Raw genomic sequence first — 18859 nt, 5'->3', positions numbered from 1 at the left:
TTTATTATTCTTTTAATTGATAATCTCCGCTTTTACCGCCTGTTTTTTTGATTAAAAATGTTGGGCCAATAATCATTCCTTTATCAACTGCTTTGCACATATCATATATCGTTAAGCTGGTAACAGATGCTGCTGTTAGTGCTTCCATTTCCACACCGGTACTGCCAGTTGTTTTAACTTCTACTTGAATGATCAGATCCCAATTTTCTTTATTTTGTTTCCATTCAAATTGTATATCCACTCCACTCAATGATAGGGGATGGCACATGGGGATAATGGATGCTGTTTGTTTTGCTCCCATAATTCCAGCTACTTGCGCAACAGCAAGTACATCTCCTTTTGCAAATTGATTATTTGTTATTTTTTCATAAATTGTCTGATTAACTGTAATACTAGACTGGCTTAAAGCAGTACGAAATGTCTGGTGCTTTTCTGTTATATCTACCATTTTGGCTCTACCTTGTTGATTGAAATGTGTGAATTCTGTCACTATCATCACTCCTTAAACGTAGTATAACAAAAGATAGAACAAGCGTCTTTAGTCTATGTTAGAATATAAGAAATAAAGAAGGTATGTTTATGTGTAAGAACAAATTTGTACTTTTTATTTGTAGTATTTTAGTTTTATTAACCGGTTGTTCAATTAAACAAGAGGATCAAAGTGTTGAGTTGACTGTATCCGCAGCAGCTAGTTTAACAGGTGCAATGGAAGATATTGTCCATGCATTTGAAGCGAAATATCCAGAAATAGATATTTCACTTAATTTAGGGTCTTCTGGTGCTTTACAACAGCAAATTAGTCAAGGAGCACCAATAGACCTTTTTTTATCTGCTGCTGAGGACCAATTTAATTATTTGAATAAAAATAATTTTATTGATAATACATATCAAGATTTATTGTTAAACAACAAACTAGTATTAATTAAAAAGAAAGATTCTCCCAATCAAATAAAACACTTGGAAGATTTGATTGATGATAATGTAAGAAGAATTGCACTTGGTACACCTGAAAGTGTGCCAGCTGGTATGTATGCCAAACAAGCATTGGAGCATGTAAGTTTATTTCAACTACTTGATAACAAATTTATTTATGCTAAAGATGTACGGCAAGTATTACATTATGTAGAAACTGGTAGTGTAGATCTTGGTTTTGTTTACTTAACTGACAAGATGAAATCAAATCAAGTAGAAACAGTAGAAATGGTGGATTCATCATGGCATGATCCAATAAATTATCCAATTGGAATTATCAAAGAAACAGAACATAAGGATGAAGCGATTATTTTTTACAATTTCCTGCATGGAAAAAAAGCGAAAAATATTTTTGAAGCATTTGGATTTACTTTAGTAAGGAGCGAAAAAAGTGAATGATAACTTTTGGGAACCAATACAACTTTCATTCATAGTAGCTTTAAGTGCAACTATTTTTGTTATTGTTGCTGGAATAATAGTAGCGTGGCTTATGGTGAAAAAACAATTTATCGGAAAATTGATCGTTGAAGTTATCCTATTATTACCGATTGTTTTACCTCCAACAGTGACTGGATTTTTGTTAATTATGATCTTTGGAAAAAATGGGGTAGCTGGTCAACTAATCGATTTATTATTTGGGCAATCGTTGATGTTTACTATATGGGGAGCTATTCTTGCAGCTGTTGTAGTTGCGTTCCCACTTATGTATCAATCTGTGAAAATAGGTTTTTCGAGCATAGATCAATCCATTGAAGGCGCTGCGCGTGTGGATGGTGCGAATGAATGGCGTGTTTTTCGATACATATCTTTACCACTTTGCTTCCCATCGATCGTAACGGGAGCTGTGTTAAGTTTTGCACGTGCGCTGGGGGAGTTTGGTGCGACGATGATGTTTGCTGGAAATATACCTGGTAAGACACAGACGATACCGCTAGCAATTTATGTTGCTTTTGAATCTAATCATCTTGCATTAGCTTGGAGCTGGGTTATTGCAATTATCATAATTTCTTTTTTAATGCTAATATTTTTGCGAAAAAGAAATACGTGATTCTTAGTCTAAAAGCGATGATAGTTGCGATTAAGTTTGTTATAATCAAAGAAAGTAACAGCCTGGTAATAGATAAACAACAGATAACCAATAAAGGGTGTGTACATAGTGAGGAAACGATATGTCATTTTTTCTTTTTTTCTTGTTCTTCTTTTTATAGTAATAGGATGCTCAAATGATGAGAAGATAGGGAAAAATTCAAAACAGAGGCCAGAACCAGTGTTAGAACCCGAGGATCCAGAGGAATTGAAATTATCAAATGTTTATCCGTTAACTGGTGAAAGAACGGATCAATCTGTAGACAATCGAATAGTTGCAGTTATGGTAAATAATCATTATAAAGCAAGACCGCAAACAGGGTTATCAAAAGCAGATATGGTTTTTGAAATTTTAGCTGAAGGAAATATTACCCGATTTATGGCACTTTTCCAAAGTGAACAACCGGAGGAAGTTGGTCCAGTGAGAAGTGCTCGTCCATATTATTTTAATACAGCAGATGATTATGATGCATTATATGTTTATCATGGTGCAGCTAATTTTATTGAAGATATGTTAGCAGGTGGAGCGGCAGATTATATTAATGGAGCATATTATGACGATGATGGCCACTTGTTTGAACGTGCCAATTTCCGTGTAGCTCCACATAATTCATATTTGCAGTTTGATGCAGTTTATGACGTAGCAAAGCAAAAAGGGTATAATGTGACTGCAAATTATGAAGCCTTAACCTTTCTTGATAAAGAACAAATTTCAACTATCAATGGTAATGTAGCAACAGAGGTGTCCTTTAATTATAATGCAACCCCAGTGCGCTATGTCTATGATGAAGCAACAGAAAGTTATTTGCGTTATAATGGACAAGAACAAACAGTTGAATTAAACACAGAAGAGCCTATTCAATTAGATAATGTGTTTATTTTAGAAACTGATCATGACGTTATTGATGATGCTGGTAGGAGAGAAGTTGACCTTACATCAGGTGGAGATGCATACTTGTTACAAAAAGGTAAAATACAAAAAATCCAGTGGGAAAATCGTGAGGGAAGAATTATTCCAGTTAAAGAGGGTGAACCTGTTGGATTTGTTCCAGGTAAAACTTGGATTAATGTTATTCCAAACAGACCGGGTTTAGATGGTGTGAACATTATTGAATGAAGAAAGGTAGGAAAATGATAGATGCAAATTGATAAATTACGAGGTGAACAGTTGGATCAACTATTTGATGCGATCTTGACACTGAAAAATAGAGAAGAATGCTATCAATTTTTTGATGATATCGCAACAATGAGTGAAGTACAATCATTTGCACAACGACTTCAGGTAGCAAAAATGTTAGAAGAAGGTCGTACTTATCACGCAATTGTGGAAGAGTCTAGTGCTTCTACAACTACAATTTCTCGTGTGAAACGGTGCTTAACTTATGGAAATGAAGGTTATCAAATGGTTTTAGGACGTTTACAAGAAGCAAAAAAAGAGGAAGAATGATTAAATATACCAAGGGGGTAATGGAATGGTTCGTTTTGGCGTTATCGGTACAAACTGGATTACAGAAAGTTTTATACAGGCAGCTATGGAAATAGAAGATTTTCAACTAACAGCTGTTTATTCCCGAACAATGGAGAAAGCAGAGCAGTTCGCAAGTAAATTTAATGAATCTACTACTATTTTTACAGATCTTCAATCTTTTTTTGAAAATGATATGATGGATGCTGTCTATATAGCAAGTCCAAATGCATTACATGCAGAGCAAGCTATTCTTGCAATGGAACATGGGAAACATGTCATTGTCGAAAAACCAATGGCCTCTAATACAAGAGAAGTAAAAGAAATGTTTGATACAGCTAAGGCAAATAATGTTGTGTTAATGGAAGCTCTTAAAACTACTTTCTTACCAAATTTCCAATCTATACAAGATAATCTACATAAAATTGGAACTGTTCGTCGTTATTTTTCAAGTTTCTGTCAATATTCTTCACGCTACGATGCTTATAAAGATGGTACCTTACTTAATGCATTTAAACCTGAATTATCAAATGGTTCGTTAATGGATATAGGGATATACTGTATTTATCCAATGGTCGCTCTATTTGGGGAACCGAAAAGGCTATATGCAAATGCGTATATGCTGGAATCAGGTGTTGATGGCCAAGGGAGTGTGATGTTTGATTATGATGAGATGAATGGAGCAGTCATGTATTCAAAAATCACAAATTCATATTTGCAATCTGAAATCCAGGGAGAACATGGTTCGATATTGATAAATAAAATCAGTCGACCAACAAAAGTGGAGATTCATTATAAGGATGGAACAGTAGAAGATATCACTCGCCCTCAAAAAGAGAATTCCATGTATTATGAAGCAAAAGGATTTATTGATGCAATACATGCAGGACAAAACGAGTCATCAGTCAATACATTTGAAAAATCTTACACAACGGCAGCTATTTTAGAAGAAGCCAGAAAACAGTTCGGATTAACATTTCCAGCAGATACAAAATAAAAACTGTATCTATGATTGTACATAGCAATCATAGATACAGTTTTTTCATTAATAAGAGTAAAAATTTCATCCCTCTCTAGGGGTGAAAAAAACGATATTTTTGATATAATGAAACAATGTACTAGTAGTGGATGGAGGCTAGAATTTTGTATAATTGGAAAGAATGGAAGCATGTATTTAAATTAGATCCAAATAAAGAAATATCAAATGAAAAAATAACAAAAATCTGTGAATCAGGGACGGATGCAGTAATCGTTGGTGGAACGGACGATGTAACACTTGACGGTGTCTTACAACTTCTTAGTCAAATTCGCAGATATACTGTTCCTTGTATCCTGGAAGTATCCACTATGGAGGCGGTAACGCCAGGTTTTGATTTTTACTATATTCCTATGGTTTTAAATAGTAAGGATAAAAAGTGGATGATGGATATTCAACATCAAGCAATAAAAGACTTTGGACATATGCTAGAGTGGGAAGAACTTATTGCACAAGGCTATTGTATCGTTAATCCAGAGGCAAAAGCATTTACATATGCAAACTGCGCTACACCAAGTGAAGACGATGTTATTGCCTATGCACAAATGGCGGAGCATTTATTTCATCTTCCCATTTTCTATTTAGAATATAGTGGAAAATATGGAGATACTACCTTAGTAAAACGAGTAAAAGAAGAATTAAGCAATACCCAACTTTTTTATGGGGGCGGAATCTCAAATAAAGCACAAGCAAAAGAAATGGCTGAACATGCTGATGTCATTGTTGTCGGCAACAGTTTGTACGATGATTTTGATCAAGCAATTCAAACTGTTAATGCAGTAAAACAGATGTAAAAGGCGGTGACATTTATGAGTCAAGCGATGCAAGCTCTATTAAAAGGCTTAAATAATAAACAACAAGAAGCAGTTAAGAAGACCGATGGTCCATTATTAATTATGGCTGGGGCAGGAAGTGGGAAAACACGCGTATTGACCCATCGAATTGCCTATTTATTAGATGAGAGGGAAATATCCCCAAGAAGTATTTTAGCAATTACTTTTACTAATAAAGCGGCTCGAGAAATGAAGGATCGGGTAGCTAGATTAGTTGGACCAGACGCAGATAAAATTTGGGTATCGACTTTTCACTCCATGTGTGTTCGAATTTTAAGGCGAGATATTGACCGAATTGGTATAAATAGAAACTTTTCTATTTTAGATAGTGGAGATCAACTATCTGTTATAAAAAATGTATTAAAAGAGAAAAATATTGATCCGAAAAAGTTTGAACCTCGTGCAATGCTCGGGGCGATTAGTTCGGCGAAAAATAGTTTAATTACTCCTGAACAATATAAGGAGGAAACTGGAAACTTTTATGAGCAACAAATTGCAACGGTTTATGAGGGGTATCAAAAGACTTTACGTAAAAATCAATCGTTAGATTTTGATGATTTAATTATGCAAACCATCCGTTTATTTGAACGGGTACCTGAGGTATTAGAGTATTATCAAAGGCGCTTTCAATACATCCACGTAGATGAATATCAGGATACGAACCATGCACAATATTTTTTAGTGAAGCAATTAGCTGCTCGTTTTCAAAACCTTTGTGTAGTAGGTGATTCTGATCAGTCTATTTATCGATGGCGTGGAGCAGATATTGAAAATATCATGTCATTTGAGCAAGATTATCCAAACGCCCATGTTGTTCTACTAGAACAAAATTATCGTTCGACGCAATCCATTTTACAAGCAGCAAATAGTGTAATAGTAAATAATTCTGGACGTAAACCTAAGAAATTATGGACAGATAATACGTCAGGTTCCAAGTTATATTATCACGAAGCAGCTACAGAACAATACGAAGGCCTTTATGTTGCTGATAAAATTGAGGAGTATATTCGGTCAAAAGGATTTAATTATCGTGATATTGCTATATTATATCGGACGAATGCACAATCACGTTCAGTGGAGGAAACGTTTGTAAAAGCAAATATTCCTTATCAAATTGTTGGCGGAACAAAATTCTATGACCGTAAAGAGATTAAAGACATACTTGCCTATTTGCGTTTAATTTCGAATCCTGATGATGATATTAGCTTTGCTCGAGTGGTTAATGAACCGAAACGAGGAGTAGGAAAAACGTCATTAGAAAAGCTACAAGCATATGCAACTGAGCATGGTATTTCTCTATATACCGCAGTACAGGAAGTCGATTTTGCCGGTGTCAGTGGAAAAGCGGCTAAATCGCTAGCTGATTTTGGTGTAATGATCAAACAGTGGACACAACAACAAGCGTTTTTAACTGCAACAGATATGGTGGAAGAAGTCTTAAAAAAGACTGGATATGAGCAAATGCTATTAAATGAGCGAAGTATTGAAGCTCAAAGTCGACTAGAGAACATAGAAGAGTTTAAAACGGTGAGTAAGCATTTTGAAAAAAATAGTGAAGATAAAACGTTAGTTGCCTTCCTTACAGATCTTGCTTTAGTTGCAGATATTGATCGTATGGACGAGGATCCGTTTGCAGATAATAAGGTAACACTAATGACATTGCATGCCGCAAAGGGATTAGAGTTTCCTGTTGTATTTCTAATTGGAATGGAAGAGAATGTATTTCCACACAGTCGTTCCATTATGGATGAGGAAGAGATGGAAGAAGAACGTCGCCTTGCCTATGTGGGTATTACGCGGGCAGAACAAATTCTTCATTTATCCCATGCTAAGATGCGTACGTTATTTGGACGAACGAACCTAAATCCTGTCAGTCGCTTTATTCATGAAATTCCTGATGAATTATTAGAAGGTATGGAGGATGCGAAAGAGAAAATGTTTGGTTTTCAAAACAAACAGGACAATCGTACAAATGCATTTACAGCTCCACCAAAAGATACAGTTAAGAAAAAAGCAAAGAAAACAACAACAGGTGGAGAAAAAGTAGCTTGGCAAGTTGGAGATAAAGCAAATCACAAAAAATGGGGACAGGGAACAGTAGTAAAAGTTACTGGTGAAGGCGAATCAATGGAACTCGATATTGCTTTTCCTGCGCCAACTGGAATCAAACGTTTATTAGCGAAATTTGCTCCGATTACCAAAGAATAAATTGAGGTGGATGGAAGCATGGATCAAGCAAAAGCAAAACAAGAAATAAACAGCTTACGAGAAGATTTAAATAAATACAATTATAAATATTATGTATTGGATCAACCAAGTGTATCCGATGCAATATATGATCAGAAAATGCAAAGCTTACGTCAGTTAGAAGAACAATTTCCTCAGTTTATTACATCGGATTCACCGACCCAACGAGTTGGTGGTGAAGCCCTTGATGCATTTGAAAAAGTACAACATCAGGTACCGATGCTTAGTCTATCCAATGCTTTTAATGAAAGTGATCTTAGGGATTTTGATCGACGTGTGAAAGATGGACTAGGTGTAGAGCGTGTTATGTATGTTTGTGAACTAAAAATAGATGGTTTAGCTGTTTCTCTTCGTTACGAAAATGGCCTTTTCACACAAGGTGCTACACGTGGAGATGGGACCACAGGTGAAGACATTACAAGTAATTTAAGGACGATTCGAAGTATTCCATTACGAATAAAAGAAACAGATACGATCGAAGTACGAGGCGAGGCGTTCATGCCACAGAAATCTTTTTTAGCTTTAAATGAGGCTAAAGAAGAAAACGGGGAAGACCCCTTTGCAAATCCACGAAATGCAGCAGCTGGTTCTTTACGTCAGTTGAATCCAAAAATTGCAGCAAAACGTAATTTGGATATCTTTTTATACGCAGTTGGCCAGTGGGAAAGCGGAACATTAACTGCACATAGTGAAAGGCTTCATTATCTATCTACTTTAGGATTTAAGACGAATCCTGAGTGGCAAAAATGTGCCACTATCGATGAAGTAATCAACTATGTAAATGAATGGGTTACAAAACGGACAAATCTTCATTATGAAATAGACGGTATTGTAATTAAAGTAGATCAATTAGCTTATCAAGATCAACTAGGAACAACAGCAAAAAGTCCGCGTTGGGCCATTGCGTATAAATTTCCAGCAGAAGAAGCAATAACTAAATTGCATGACATTGAATTAAGTGTTGGTCGAACAGGAGTGGTGACACCAACTGCTGTATTAGACCCCGTTAAAGTAGCAGGAACTACTGTACAACGTGCTTCGTTACATAATGAGGATTTAATTCATGAAAAAGATATTCGAATGAATGATACGGTTGTAATAAAAAAAGCTGGTGATATTATTCCAGAGGTTGTTCGGGTAATGATAGATGAACGGGATGGCACTGAGAAACCATATCATATGCCAAGCCAGTGTCCTGCTTGTAGCAGTGAATTAGTTCGTTTGGAAGAAGAAGTAGCATTACGGTGTATTAATCCAAATTGCCCGGCACAAGTAAAAGAGGGACTTACCCACTTTGTTTCTCGCAATGCGATGAATATTGATGGTTTAGGAGAAAAGGTAATTGAGCAATTGTTTGAAGCAAATCTAGTTAAAAGTATCGCTGACATATATCAACTCAAACGAGATGAATTACTACCTCTAGAACGCATGGGTGAAAAATCAGTTGATAATTTACTCCAAGCAATTGAAGTCTCAAAAAGTAATTCGCTTGAACGATTATTATTTGGATTAGGTATTCGCTTTGTCGGTTCTAAGGCTGCAAAAACACTAGCTATCCATTTTGAAACAATGGATCAACTAGAGCAAGCAAGTTATGATGAATTAGTGGCAGTTAAAGAAATTGGAGATAAAATGGCTGATTCGATTGTACGGTATTTCTCTGAAGAAGAAGTAAAAGAATTGCTTCATGATTTAAAAGCATTAAACTTAAATATGACTTATCTTGGACTAAAACCAAAGACAGAGGAATTAAATGACTCCCCGTTTTATGAAAAAACAATTGTTTTAACTGGAAAGATGAAAGAGTTAACTAGGCCAGAGGCAAAAGAAAAAATTGAATTACTCGGTGGTAAAGTAACCGGTAGTGTTAGTAAGAAGACTTCTCTTGTTATTGCGGGTGAAGATGCAGGTTCTAAACTAGACAAAGCCAACAATCTTGGAATAACAACCTGGGATGAACAACAACTCATTGATGCATTAAAAGAGAAGAATGAAACCAATTAAATTTGAAGGGAGGAGGAACTTTAAGTGAAAAAAAAGTTAGGAGCACTATGTGTCGCTTCGGTTGTTGTGTTAACAAGTTGTGCACCTTCTTATGATAATCAAGAGGAAGTAGTAGAGGATAATACATCTGAACAAGACAATGGGGAAACAGCGATTATTCCAAGCTACAGTGTTTCAGAAGAAGAATATCAGGTATTGCTCCCTTACAAATTAAGCCAGTCAAGAGGTGTAATTACCAACCAAATTGCTAATCGATTAGATATTGATGCAATCGAACAAGGATTGCGTCGACATTCAACAGAAGTATATGATCCGGATGATTATTATTTTCAAGAGGGGCAAAAACTCACTTCTGATATTGTCTATGACTGGTTAGAACGATACGCAAAAGAAGACACTGGGAAAGATAATCCATTGGGGCTAAATCCCGCCATTCCGGATGTGGATGAAAGTAAGACAGAAGAGAAAATAGAAGCTGAGCGCAACAATCCTAAATATTTATCCCATATTTTAGAACAAGATTATTTAATAAAAACGAGTGAAAATGCAGTGCAGCTAGGTGGAGTTTCCATTGCCATTGCAATGAAATCTAATTATCGCTTTCAAACGGAAGTAGGCGGACCATATTACTATGAAGATATTTCGATGAAAAAAATGATGGATGAAGCAAATAAAATAGCAAAAGAGGTAGTAAATCGCATGCGGCAAATGGATGGATTAGCTGATGTACCAATCATGTTGGCAATCTATCGAGAGGAGGCTCGCGATTCATTAGTTCCAGGAAACTTTGTAGCTAAAACGAATATCAAAGGCGGCAGTTCATCTATCAAAGATTGGGAAGAAATCAATGAAGAATACGTATTATTTCCCTCTCATGAATTAACCGAAATTGATCCGGATACCAATGCTAATTTAGAAGATTTTGAAGATGATATATCCGAATATTTCCCTAACTATGTCGGTGTCATTGGAGAAGGCTTTTATATTAATGATCAACTAAAGAAACTGACATTGGAAATACCAATTAGATTTAACGGAAAAGCAGAAGTAGTTGGATTTACACAGTATGTCTATGGCTTAATTGTCGATGGGTTCAAAAATCATTTTGAACTAGAAGTCAATATTACTTCAAACAATAAACAAGAAAGCTTAATTTATAGAAAAGCTGGCGATGAGGAACCAAACGTTCACATCTACGATTAAGAACAGGTTGCTAATATAGTCCTTTTTTTGCTATTATCTTAAGTATTGTAGGTTTACGTAGAAAAATGCTGGAGGTGACAGGAATGTCTGAAATTTCAAAAGAACAAGTAAAACATGTTGCACATTTAGCAAGGTTGGCTATTTCTGATGAAGAAGTGGAAACGATGACCAAACAGCTAGGTGATATTATTAATTATGCAGAGCTTTTAAATGAACTAGATACAGATCATGTTAAACCAACGACACACGTACTAGATTTAAAAAACGTAATGCGCAAAGATGAGCCAAGAAAATGGATTGAAAAAGAGGATGCACTAAAAAATGCTCCGGATCAAAAAGACGGTCAGTTCCGGGTGCCATCCATATTAGAATAAGGAGGGGAAATACAGCATGTCGTTATTCGATTATACATTGAAAGAATTACAAGAGAAGCTACATAATAAAGAAATCACTATTACTGATTTAGTAAATGCATCCTATGAACGGATTAATGAAGTAGATGATCAGGTTCATGCATTCTTAACTTTGAATGAAGAAGGGGCTCGTGAGAATGCAAAAGAATTAGAACAGTTAGCAAATGATCATACAAATCTATTATTTGGTATTCCTGCTGGAATTAAAGATAATTTAGTAACAAAAGGTTTACGTACAACTTGTGCTAGTCAATTGCTAGATAACTTTAATGATCCACTTTATAATGCAACGGTAGTAGATAGGCTTAACAAAGAACGTACAGTTACGATTGGAAAATTAAATATGGATGAGTTTGCAATGGGTTCTTCTAATGAAAACTCTAGCTATACGGCAACTCGTAATCCATGGAATACAGACTATGTACCAGGTGGATCAAGTGGTGGCTCAGCTGCAGCAGTAGCAGCGAATGAAGTATTCTTTTCACTTGGTTCTGATACAGGTGGATCGATTCGTCAGCCAGCAGCGTTTTGTGGTGTAGTAGGCTTAAAACCCACTTATGGACTTGTTTCACGTTTCGGCCTTGTGGCATTTGCTTCATCATTAGATCAAATCGGACCAATCACACGAACAGTAGAAGATAATGCGCATGTCTTACAAGCAATTGCCGGACACGATGAAATGGATTCCACATCTGCTAATATTACCGTTCCGGACTATAGTGCAGCATTTAAAGAAAATGTTAAAGGAATGAAAATTGCTGTACCAAAAGAATACTTACAAGAAGGGGTAACGCCAGAAGTAAAAGAAGCTGTCCTTCAAGCACTTAAAGTATATGAAGACTTAGGTGCAACATGGGAGGAAGTGTCTCTACCCCATTCAAAATATGCAGTTGCAGCATACTATCTCCTATCTTCATCAGAGGCTTCAGCAAACCTTGCTCGTTTTGATGGTGTTCGCTATGGAGTTCGTTCTGAACAAGCAACGAATATGTTAGATATGTTTAAGTTATCTCGTAGTGAAGGCTTTGGTGATGAAGTAAAGCGCCGTATTATGTTAGGTACATTTGCTTTAAGTTCAGGTTATTATGATGCCTATTATAAAAAGGCACAAAAGGTTCGTACACTAATTAAAAATGATTTTGAAAAAGTATTTGAAGATTATGACGTAATTATTGGACCAACAACGCCTACACCAGCATTTAAAGTTGGTGAAAAAACTGATGATCCATTAACGATGTATGCCAATGATATCTTGACTATTCCAGTTAACTTAGCAGGTGTACCAGGGATATCTGTTCCTTGTGGTTTCTCAACAAATGGCCTGCCTATCGGATTACAGATTATCGGAAAACACTTTGATGAAACAACAATCTATCGCACTGCATATGCGTTTGAACAAGCAACGGATCATCATAAAAAACGCCCAACATTGGGAGGTGCGAAATAATGAATTTTGAAACAATTATTGGTTTAGAAGTACACGTAGAATTAAAAACAAATTCAAAAATTTTCAGTCCAAGCTTTAATCATTTTGGTGCAAAACCGAATGAAAACATCAATCCAATTGATTTAGGTTATCCAGGTGTATTACCTGTATTAAATGAGGAAGCTGTTAACTTTGCAATGAAAGCAGCAATGGCTTTAAATTGTGACATTGCTTCAGATACAAAGTTTGATCGTAAGAATTATTTCTATCCAGATAATCCGAAAGCATATCAAATTTCACAATTTGATCAGCCAATCGGTGAAAACGGTTGGATTGAAATTGAAGTAGAAGGAAAGAAAAAACGCATCGGTATTACACGTCTGCATATGGAAGAGGATGCAGGTAAGTTAACACACAGTGACGATGGTTATTCTTTAGTTGACTATAACCGTCAAGGAACGCCATTAGTAGAAATAGTATCAGAGCCTGATTTACGCTCACCAGCAGAAGCGTATGCATATTTAGAGAAACTTAAAAATATTATTCAATATACAGGTGTTTCTGACTGTAAGATGGAAGAGGGATCTTTGCGTTGTGATGCAAATATCTCTATTCGTCCAATTGGTCAAGAAGAATTCGGGGTAAAAACAGAATTGAAAAACTTAAATTCTTTCTCTTTTGTTCAAAAAGGATTAGAGTTTGAAGAAAAGCGTCAAGAAGAAGTATTATTAGCTGGTGGCGAGATTCTACAAGAAACACGTCGATATGATGAGCAAACAAAAGAAACGATTCTAATGCGTGTCAAAGAAGGATCAGACGATTATCGTTACTTCCCTGAACCAGACCTTGTACCGCTTTATATTGATGAAGCATGGAAAGAACGTATTCGCGCCGAAATTCCAGAACTTCCTGATGCCAGAAAAGCTCGCTATATTGATGAGTTAGAATTACCAGTATACGATGCGATGGTATTGACTAGTACAAAAGAAATGTCAGACTTTTTCGAAGCAACGATTGCTGCAGGGTCAGATGTCAAGCAAGCATCAAACTGGTTAATGGGTGAAGTATCTGCATATATGAATAAACAGCAAAAAGAATTACATGACCTTGCTTTAACACCGCAATCACTAGCAAAAATGATTCAATTGATAGAAGATGGAACAATTTCTTCTAAAATTGCGAAAAAAGTATTTGCTGAGCTAGTAGAAAAAGGTGGGGATCCAGAAAAGATTGTTAAAGATAAAGGGCTCGTTCAAATTTCAGATGAAGGACAATTAACAGAGATTATTTCTGCCATCTTAGATAAAAATGAACAATCTATTATTGATTATAAGAATGGAAAAGATAAAGCACTAGGATTTTTGGTCGGACAAGTAATGAAAGAAACCAAAGGTCAAGCAAATCCGCCTATGGTAAATAAAATCATCCTAGCAGAAATGGAAAAGCGATAAGGATTGAAGAGGGCTACTATTGGTAGCCTTCTTTTTACAATGAAACAGCTTTTCTTTTTCTAACAAAACGGCTATGATGTTAGATAGGAAAGTGAAAGTAGGGAGGGCCTTTTAATGCAACGCGCTCGAATTATTTATAACCCAACTTCTGGACGTGAAATATTTAAGAAAGAGTTACCTGAAGTTTTGCAACGGTTTGAACAAGCAGGGTATGAAACATCTGTTCATGCTACAACTGGTATTGGTGATGCAACGATAGCTGCTAAACGAGCAGTAGAACGAAACTTTGATGTTATCGTAGTTGCTGGTGGCGATGGAACAATAAATGAGGTCATCAACGGCATGGCTGAACAAATCAATAGACCAAAGTTAGGCATTATACCAGTAGGTACGACAAATGATTTCGCACGTGCACTATATATTCCACGTCAAATTCAAAAAGCAGTTGATGTCATTCTAGATAATAATCCAGTTGCTTTAGATATCGGAAAAGTAAATGATCATTACTTTATGAATATTGCTGGTGGGGGTAAATTAACGGAATTGTCCTATGAAGTACCTAGTAAGTTAAAAACAATGCTTGGTCAATTAGCCTATTATTTAAAAGGAATTGAAATGCTGCCATCTTTGCGACCAATTAATGTCCAAATTGAATATGATGGAAAAATATTCGAAGATGAAATTATGTTATTTCTTGTAGCTAATACAAATTCAGTTGGTGGATTCGAAAAATTAGCACCTAATGCAGAAATGAATGATGGTTTATTTGATTTATTAATATTAAAGAAAACAAATCTTGCAGAATTTGTACGCCTTGCTACCCAAGCATTGAAAGGGAATCATTTAGAAGATGATCGTATATTCTATACACGTGCTAATCGAATCAAAGTGCAGACAGATGAAAAAATGCAATTAAATGTGGATGGTGAATTTGGCGGACTATTACCTGGTGAATTTGTTAATCTGCATAAACATATTGAATATTTTGTCCCCGAATCATTTGAAGTGAAAGAAGAAAGCTAAAATAAGGCATTCTTCTTTCATTTTTTTGTCTGATTCTATTCGTCAATATTCGAATATTTCCCGGGAAATGTCGGATTGCTTTTTTGGTGATTAGAATCATTGGGGGTTGGGTATAAAATAAAACGGTATAGCTAAAAAATCAGGTACGAATGCGTGATATTTCTTAGAACGTATATTTGTGATAAACTTTGATCAGTATTAGATAATGAAGGACGTTGATTACAATGGAAAAACAAAAAGCACCCGTACAAAAAAACCAAATGATAACATTAGTATTCGAAGATATGACCCATGAAGGGAATGGTGTCGGTAAAATAAAGGGTTATCCAGTTTTTGTACCCTATGGGTTACCAGGGGAGACAGCAAAGGTAAAAGTTATTAAGGTAAAGAAAAACTTTGCTATAGGGAAATTAATAGACATAGACAACCAAAGCACTGATCGTGTAGAACCGCCATGTAATGTTTATTATCAATGTGGTGGCTGTCAACTGCAGCATATGAGTTATAAGCTTCAAAAAGAGATGAAACATGCACAAGTAGTAAATGTGATGAAAAAGATTGGACATATAGAAGAAGTACTTGTTCACCCGACAATTGGAATGGATGATCCATGGCGTTATCGCAATAAGGTTCAGATTCCTGTTGCTGAAAAGAATGGAGAGTTAATTACGGGATTCTATCGAAAGAAAAGCCATGACATTATTGAGGGGATGGATCGCTGTATCATCACATCGGAATTAAATGATCGTATGGTCGAAGCTGTGCGTAGTATAGCAGAGCGATTAGGCATTCCTGCATATGATGAAAAAACCCATCGTGGGGTGCTTCGTCATATTATGGTTCGAACTGGGGAAATGACCGATGAAACGATGATCGTTATTGTTACCCGAACAAAAGAATTACCGAATAAAAAAGCACTTGTGAATGAAATTAAAGAAACCTATCCGAATGTGACATCCATTATGCAAAACATTAATAAAGATCGGACCAACGTGATACTTGGTAAAGAAACCCGACTGCTCGCTGGAGAATCATATATCCATGATAAAATTGGTGACATTACCTTTGCTATTTCCGCAAAATCATTTTATCAAGTAAATCCTACCCAAACAAAGCAACTATATAATAAAGCATTAGAATATGCCCAATTAACAGGGGAAGAAACCGTCATTGATGCGTATTGTGGTATTGGAACGATTTCATTATTTTTGGCACAACAAGCAAAAAAAGTCTATGGTGTTGAGGTAGTAGGTGAAGCGATTGCTGATGCAAAAGAAAATGCCAAATTAAATCAAATGGAGAATGCGGAATTTGTTGTTGGACAAGCAGAAAAAGTAATGCCTTGGTGGACAGCTCAAGGATTAAAACCAGATGTGATCGTTGTCGATCCTCCACGAAAAGGCTGCGACGAAGCACTACTAGAAGCAATGCTTACAATGAAACCTGAACGTATTGTGTATGTGTCTTGTAATCCATCTACACTAGCACGAGATTTACGGATACTAGAAGACGGGGGTTATAAGACAAAGGAAGTACAGCCAGTTGACATGTTTCCACAGACGAATCATGTCGAGTGCGTGGCGTTGATAGAGTTAAAATAGCTTGATATCAATAGGTGCAATGGTTTTTAACTAAAAATTCAAGTGTGTACTATGTTCCCTCGGACGAATCGTTCGGGGGATTTTTACCTCATGGTCTTATCTTCACACAAAAATTAGTTTAGAAAAAGTAAATACTATCGCTTAAAATTAATGATGATAATATTTTTTTAAAAATGAATGTCGCATGTAATTACGTCTGGAGGCGGAGTTAATTTACTGTGCTGGATGGTTTAATAAGAGAGGAGTAAAATCTATACTTTAGTTATCACGGTAAATAATAAGGAGTGCAAATTGATGATTAGTGTATTTAAAAATAGAAATTTTTTATTCTTATTTTTAGGGAGATTGGTTTCCAATGCTGGAGATAGCCTTTATGCTGTAGCAGCAATGTGGCTTGTATATGAATTAGGAGGTTCCGCTTTTTATACAGGGCTAGCTGGTTTCTTAACATTATTACCCCAATCGCTCCAATTTCTTGCTGGTCCTCTTGTCGACCGATGGCAATTGAAATGGACATTAGTCATTTCGCAGCTTATTGAATTTTTCCTCATTATTATTATCCCTATTTGTTATTATTTAGAGTTACTAAATGTATCGGTTGTCCTTACAGTTATGCCACTCGCAACGCTTGTCAATCAGATTGCATATCCTGCACAATCAGCAGGCCTTCCAAAAATATTATCAAAAGAAGAACTTGTTAAAGGAAACGCTGCTTTTTCTTTTGCTTACCAAGGTGTCGATTTAACATTTAACGCTATCGCTGGAATACTTGTGGCAGCAGTAGGTGCTGTTTCTTTATACATTATCGACTCCATTACATTTCTTATCGCGGCATTACTATTTCTATCGTTAAACGTTCCGCAAAAAGAGAAAAAGCTAAACAAAAAATCAAAGAAATCTTTTAAAAAGGTAATGCGTACTTATACAGATGAGATAAAAGAGGGTGTATCTTCCATACGTGGTAGTTTACTTGAGAAAATCATTCTTGGGAGTGTAGTAGCAAATTTTGCAATTGGTATGACTATTGCAGTCTTACCAGTTCTGGCAGATACATTAGGGGGTTCTACTATTTACGGATATTATTTAGCGGCATTATCAGCTGGGTCTTTATTAGGTGCACTAACTGCTTCCTGGGCTGAAAGATATCCGTTAGGTATATTCTCTATCGTTTCTTTTAGTATCGGTTCAGTCTTATGGGTACTCTCATCGATTGCACCTTGGACTGCTGTGAGTATTGCTTTATTCGGTATGGCTTGGATTCCAATTGGGATGACAAATGTACTTTTTGCGGCTTTACTTCAAACAACTATTCCAGAAAATTTGTTAGGTCGCGTATTTTCTGTATTAATGAGCATCAATACAATCGCTATGCCTATTGGATCGTTGATTGGTGGTACACTTACCGAATGGATTGGAAGTCAAATAGTGTTTGGCTTCATCGCAATTGGAATTGCAGTAGTACCGATTTACTGGTTTTTCTTTAACAAAGATCTTCGAGACTTACCAGTAATAAAAAATATTGACGCAGCATACATTGGCTTGAAACTATCAGAAAGTGTCGAGTCTGAAAAAAGCATGGATTAAAATGATATCGGCTTTAGTTCTAGGGGTTTTTTACGTGAAATAGAATACTATTATTTGTTTTTATAGGAGTAGCTTTTGATAATTATTAGAAAATACAAACACGAGGATTGCAAATGTTTAGCTAAGTTATTTTACGATACAGTTCGCACATAAATGCAAAGGACTATAACCAGGAGCAGTTAAATGTTTGGGCAACAGGTTCGGTTGATTTAAACGAATGGAATAATTCTTTTATGAAACATATAACGTTTGTTGCTGTGGACAATGACATAATAGTCGGTTTTGGAGATATAGATAAAAAAGGCTATAAAGTAATCAAAAAACAGGTAGTGAATAGACAAAGTGTCTTGTTAACAAATTATTTTATGAAGAAACAAATAGAATAATAGATTTTAGTAGCTCAATATAGATATAATTCTCATATCTTTTCAAAATTAAAAAGAGACTTAGAAATACCTCTAAGTCTAAAAGGTTAACAATTACAATTCTTTTGATTTTATCTTATGCTTTCCGTT

17 protein-coding genes are annotated in these 18859 nt (G+C 35.8%); 16 read left to right on the top strand and 1 reads right to left on the bottom strand.

The window, feature by feature from the left end; all coding sequences use genetic code 11:
• Window positions 1–4 precede the first annotated feature (4 nt).
• On the bottom strand, window positions 5–490 hold the full coding sequence (gene moaC, locus BN1058_RS07950; RefSeq protein WP_090855351.1) for a cyclic pyranopterin monophosphate synthase MoaC: 486 nt from the start codon (window positions 488–490) through the stop codon (window positions 5–7).
• 89 nt (window positions 491–579) lie between these two features.
• Here moaC and modA point away from each other — a divergent pair, with 89 nt between their 5' ends.
• From modA to BN1058_RS14390, 16 genes are all read left to right on the top strand, one after another.
• Window positions 580–1371, top strand: coding sequence for a molybdate ABC transporter substrate-binding protein (modA, locus tag BN1058_RS07945; protein WP_090855348.1), 792 nt, complete (start codon window positions 580–582; stop codon window positions 1369–1371).
• Complete coding sequence (modB, locus tag BN1058_RS07940; protein ID WP_090855345.1) at window positions 1364–2020, top strand: molybdate ABC transporter permease subunit; 657 nt, start codon at window positions 1364–1366, stop codon at window positions 2018–2020. The genes modA and modB overlap by 8 nt, the downstream gene beginning before the upstream one ends.
• Window positions 2021–2239: 219 nt before the next feature.
• Window positions 2240–3175: a DUF3048 domain-containing protein gene (locus tag BN1058_RS07935; RefSeq protein ID WP_255307023.1), complete on the top strand. Its 936-nt coding sequence runs from the start codon at window positions 2240–2242 to the stop codon at window positions 3173–3175.
• Between the two features lie 21 nt (window positions 3176–3196).
• On the top strand, window positions 3197–3505 hold the full coding sequence (locus BN1058_RS07930) for a YerC/YecD family TrpR-related protein (protein ID WP_090855341.1): 309 nt from the start codon (window positions 3197–3199) through the stop codon (window positions 3503–3505).
• Window positions 3506–3530: 25 nt separating this feature from the next.
• Window positions 3531–4520 carry a Gfo/Idh/MocA family protein gene (locus BN1058_RS07925; protein WP_090855338.1) on the top strand — a complete coding sequence of 330 codons (990 nt, stop codon included), beginning with the start codon at window positions 3531–3533 and terminating at the stop codon, window positions 4518–4520.
• Between the two features lie 146 nt (window positions 4521–4666).
• Window positions 4667–5353: a heptaprenylglyceryl phosphate synthase gene (locus BN1058_RS07920; protein ID WP_090855332.1), complete on the top strand. Its 687-nt coding sequence runs from the start codon at window positions 4667–4669 to the stop codon at window positions 5351–5353.
• Window positions 5354–5368: 15 nt separating this feature from the next.
• Window positions 5369–7600 carry a DNA helicase PcrA gene (pcrA, locus tag BN1058_RS07915; RefSeq protein ID WP_090855329.1) on the top strand — a complete coding sequence of 744 codons (2232 nt, stop codon included), beginning with the start codon at window positions 5369–5371 and terminating at the stop codon, window positions 7598–7600.
• A gap of 18 nt (window positions 7601–7618) precedes the next feature.
• Window positions 7619–9643, top strand: coding sequence for an NAD-dependent DNA ligase LigA (ligA, locus tag BN1058_RS07910; RefSeq protein ID WP_090855326.1), 2025 nt, complete (start codon window positions 7619–7621; stop codon window positions 9641–9643).
• A gap of 24 nt (window positions 9644–9667) precedes the next feature.
• Window positions 9668–10846: a CamS family sex pheromone protein gene (locus BN1058_RS07905; RefSeq protein ID WP_090855323.1), complete on the top strand. Its 1179-nt coding sequence runs from the start codon at window positions 9668–9670 to the stop codon at window positions 10844–10846.
• Window positions 10847–10929: 83 nt separating this feature from the next.
• A complete protein-coding gene (gene gatC, locus BN1058_RS07900; protein ID WP_090855320.1) occupies window positions 10930–11220 on the top strand; it encodes an Asp-tRNA(Asn)/Glu-tRNA(Gln) amidotransferase subunit GatC in 291 nt (96 codons plus the stop codon).
• 16 nt (window positions 11221–11236) lie between these two features.
• Window positions 11237–12706, top strand: a complete 1470-nt coding sequence (gene gatA, locus BN1058_RS07895; protein ID WP_090855317.1) for an Asp-tRNA(Asn)/Glu-tRNA(Gln) amidotransferase subunit GatA — start codon at window positions 11237–11239, stop codon at window positions 12704–12706.
• Window positions 12706–14136 carry an Asp-tRNA(Asn)/Glu-tRNA(Gln) amidotransferase subunit GatB gene (gatB, locus tag BN1058_RS07890; protein WP_090855313.1) on the top strand — a complete coding sequence of 477 codons (1431 nt, stop codon included), beginning with the start codon at window positions 12706–12708 and terminating at the stop codon, window positions 14134–14136. The genes gatA and gatB overlap by 1 nt, the downstream gene beginning before the upstream one ends.
• A 114-nt stretch (window positions 14137–14250) precedes the next feature.
• Window positions 14251–15159, top strand: coding sequence for a diacylglycerol kinase (locus BN1058_RS07885; RefSeq protein ID WP_090855310.1), 909 nt, complete (start codon window positions 14251–14253; stop codon window positions 15157–15159).
• Window positions 15160–15383: 224 nt separating this feature from the next.
• On the top strand, window positions 15384–16760 hold the full coding sequence (rlmD, locus tag BN1058_RS07880) for a 23S rRNA (uracil(1939)-C(5))-methyltransferase RlmD (RefSeq protein WP_090855307.1): 1377 nt from the start codon (window positions 15384–15386) through the stop codon (window positions 16758–16760).
• 294 nt (window positions 16761–17054) lie between these two features.
• Complete coding sequence (locus BN1058_RS07875) at window positions 17055–18344, top strand: MFS transporter (protein WP_090855305.1); 1290 nt, start codon at window positions 17055–17057, stop codon at window positions 18342–18344.
• Between the two features lie 233 nt (window positions 18345–18577).
• Window positions 18578–18730, top strand: a complete 153-nt coding sequence (locus tag BN1058_RS14390) for a hypothetical protein (RefSeq protein ID WP_218054209.1) — start codon at window positions 18578–18580, stop codon at window positions 18728–18730.
• Window positions 18731–18859 lie beyond the last annotated feature (129 nt).

The organism is Paraliobacillus sp. PM-2, assembly GCF_001368815.1.
GTDB lineage: Bacteria > Bacillota > Bacilli > Bacillales > Amphibacillaceae > Paraliobacillus.
Note: the sequence above shows the minus strand (reverse complement) of the source record. Positions and strands in the feature narration are given on the sequence as shown.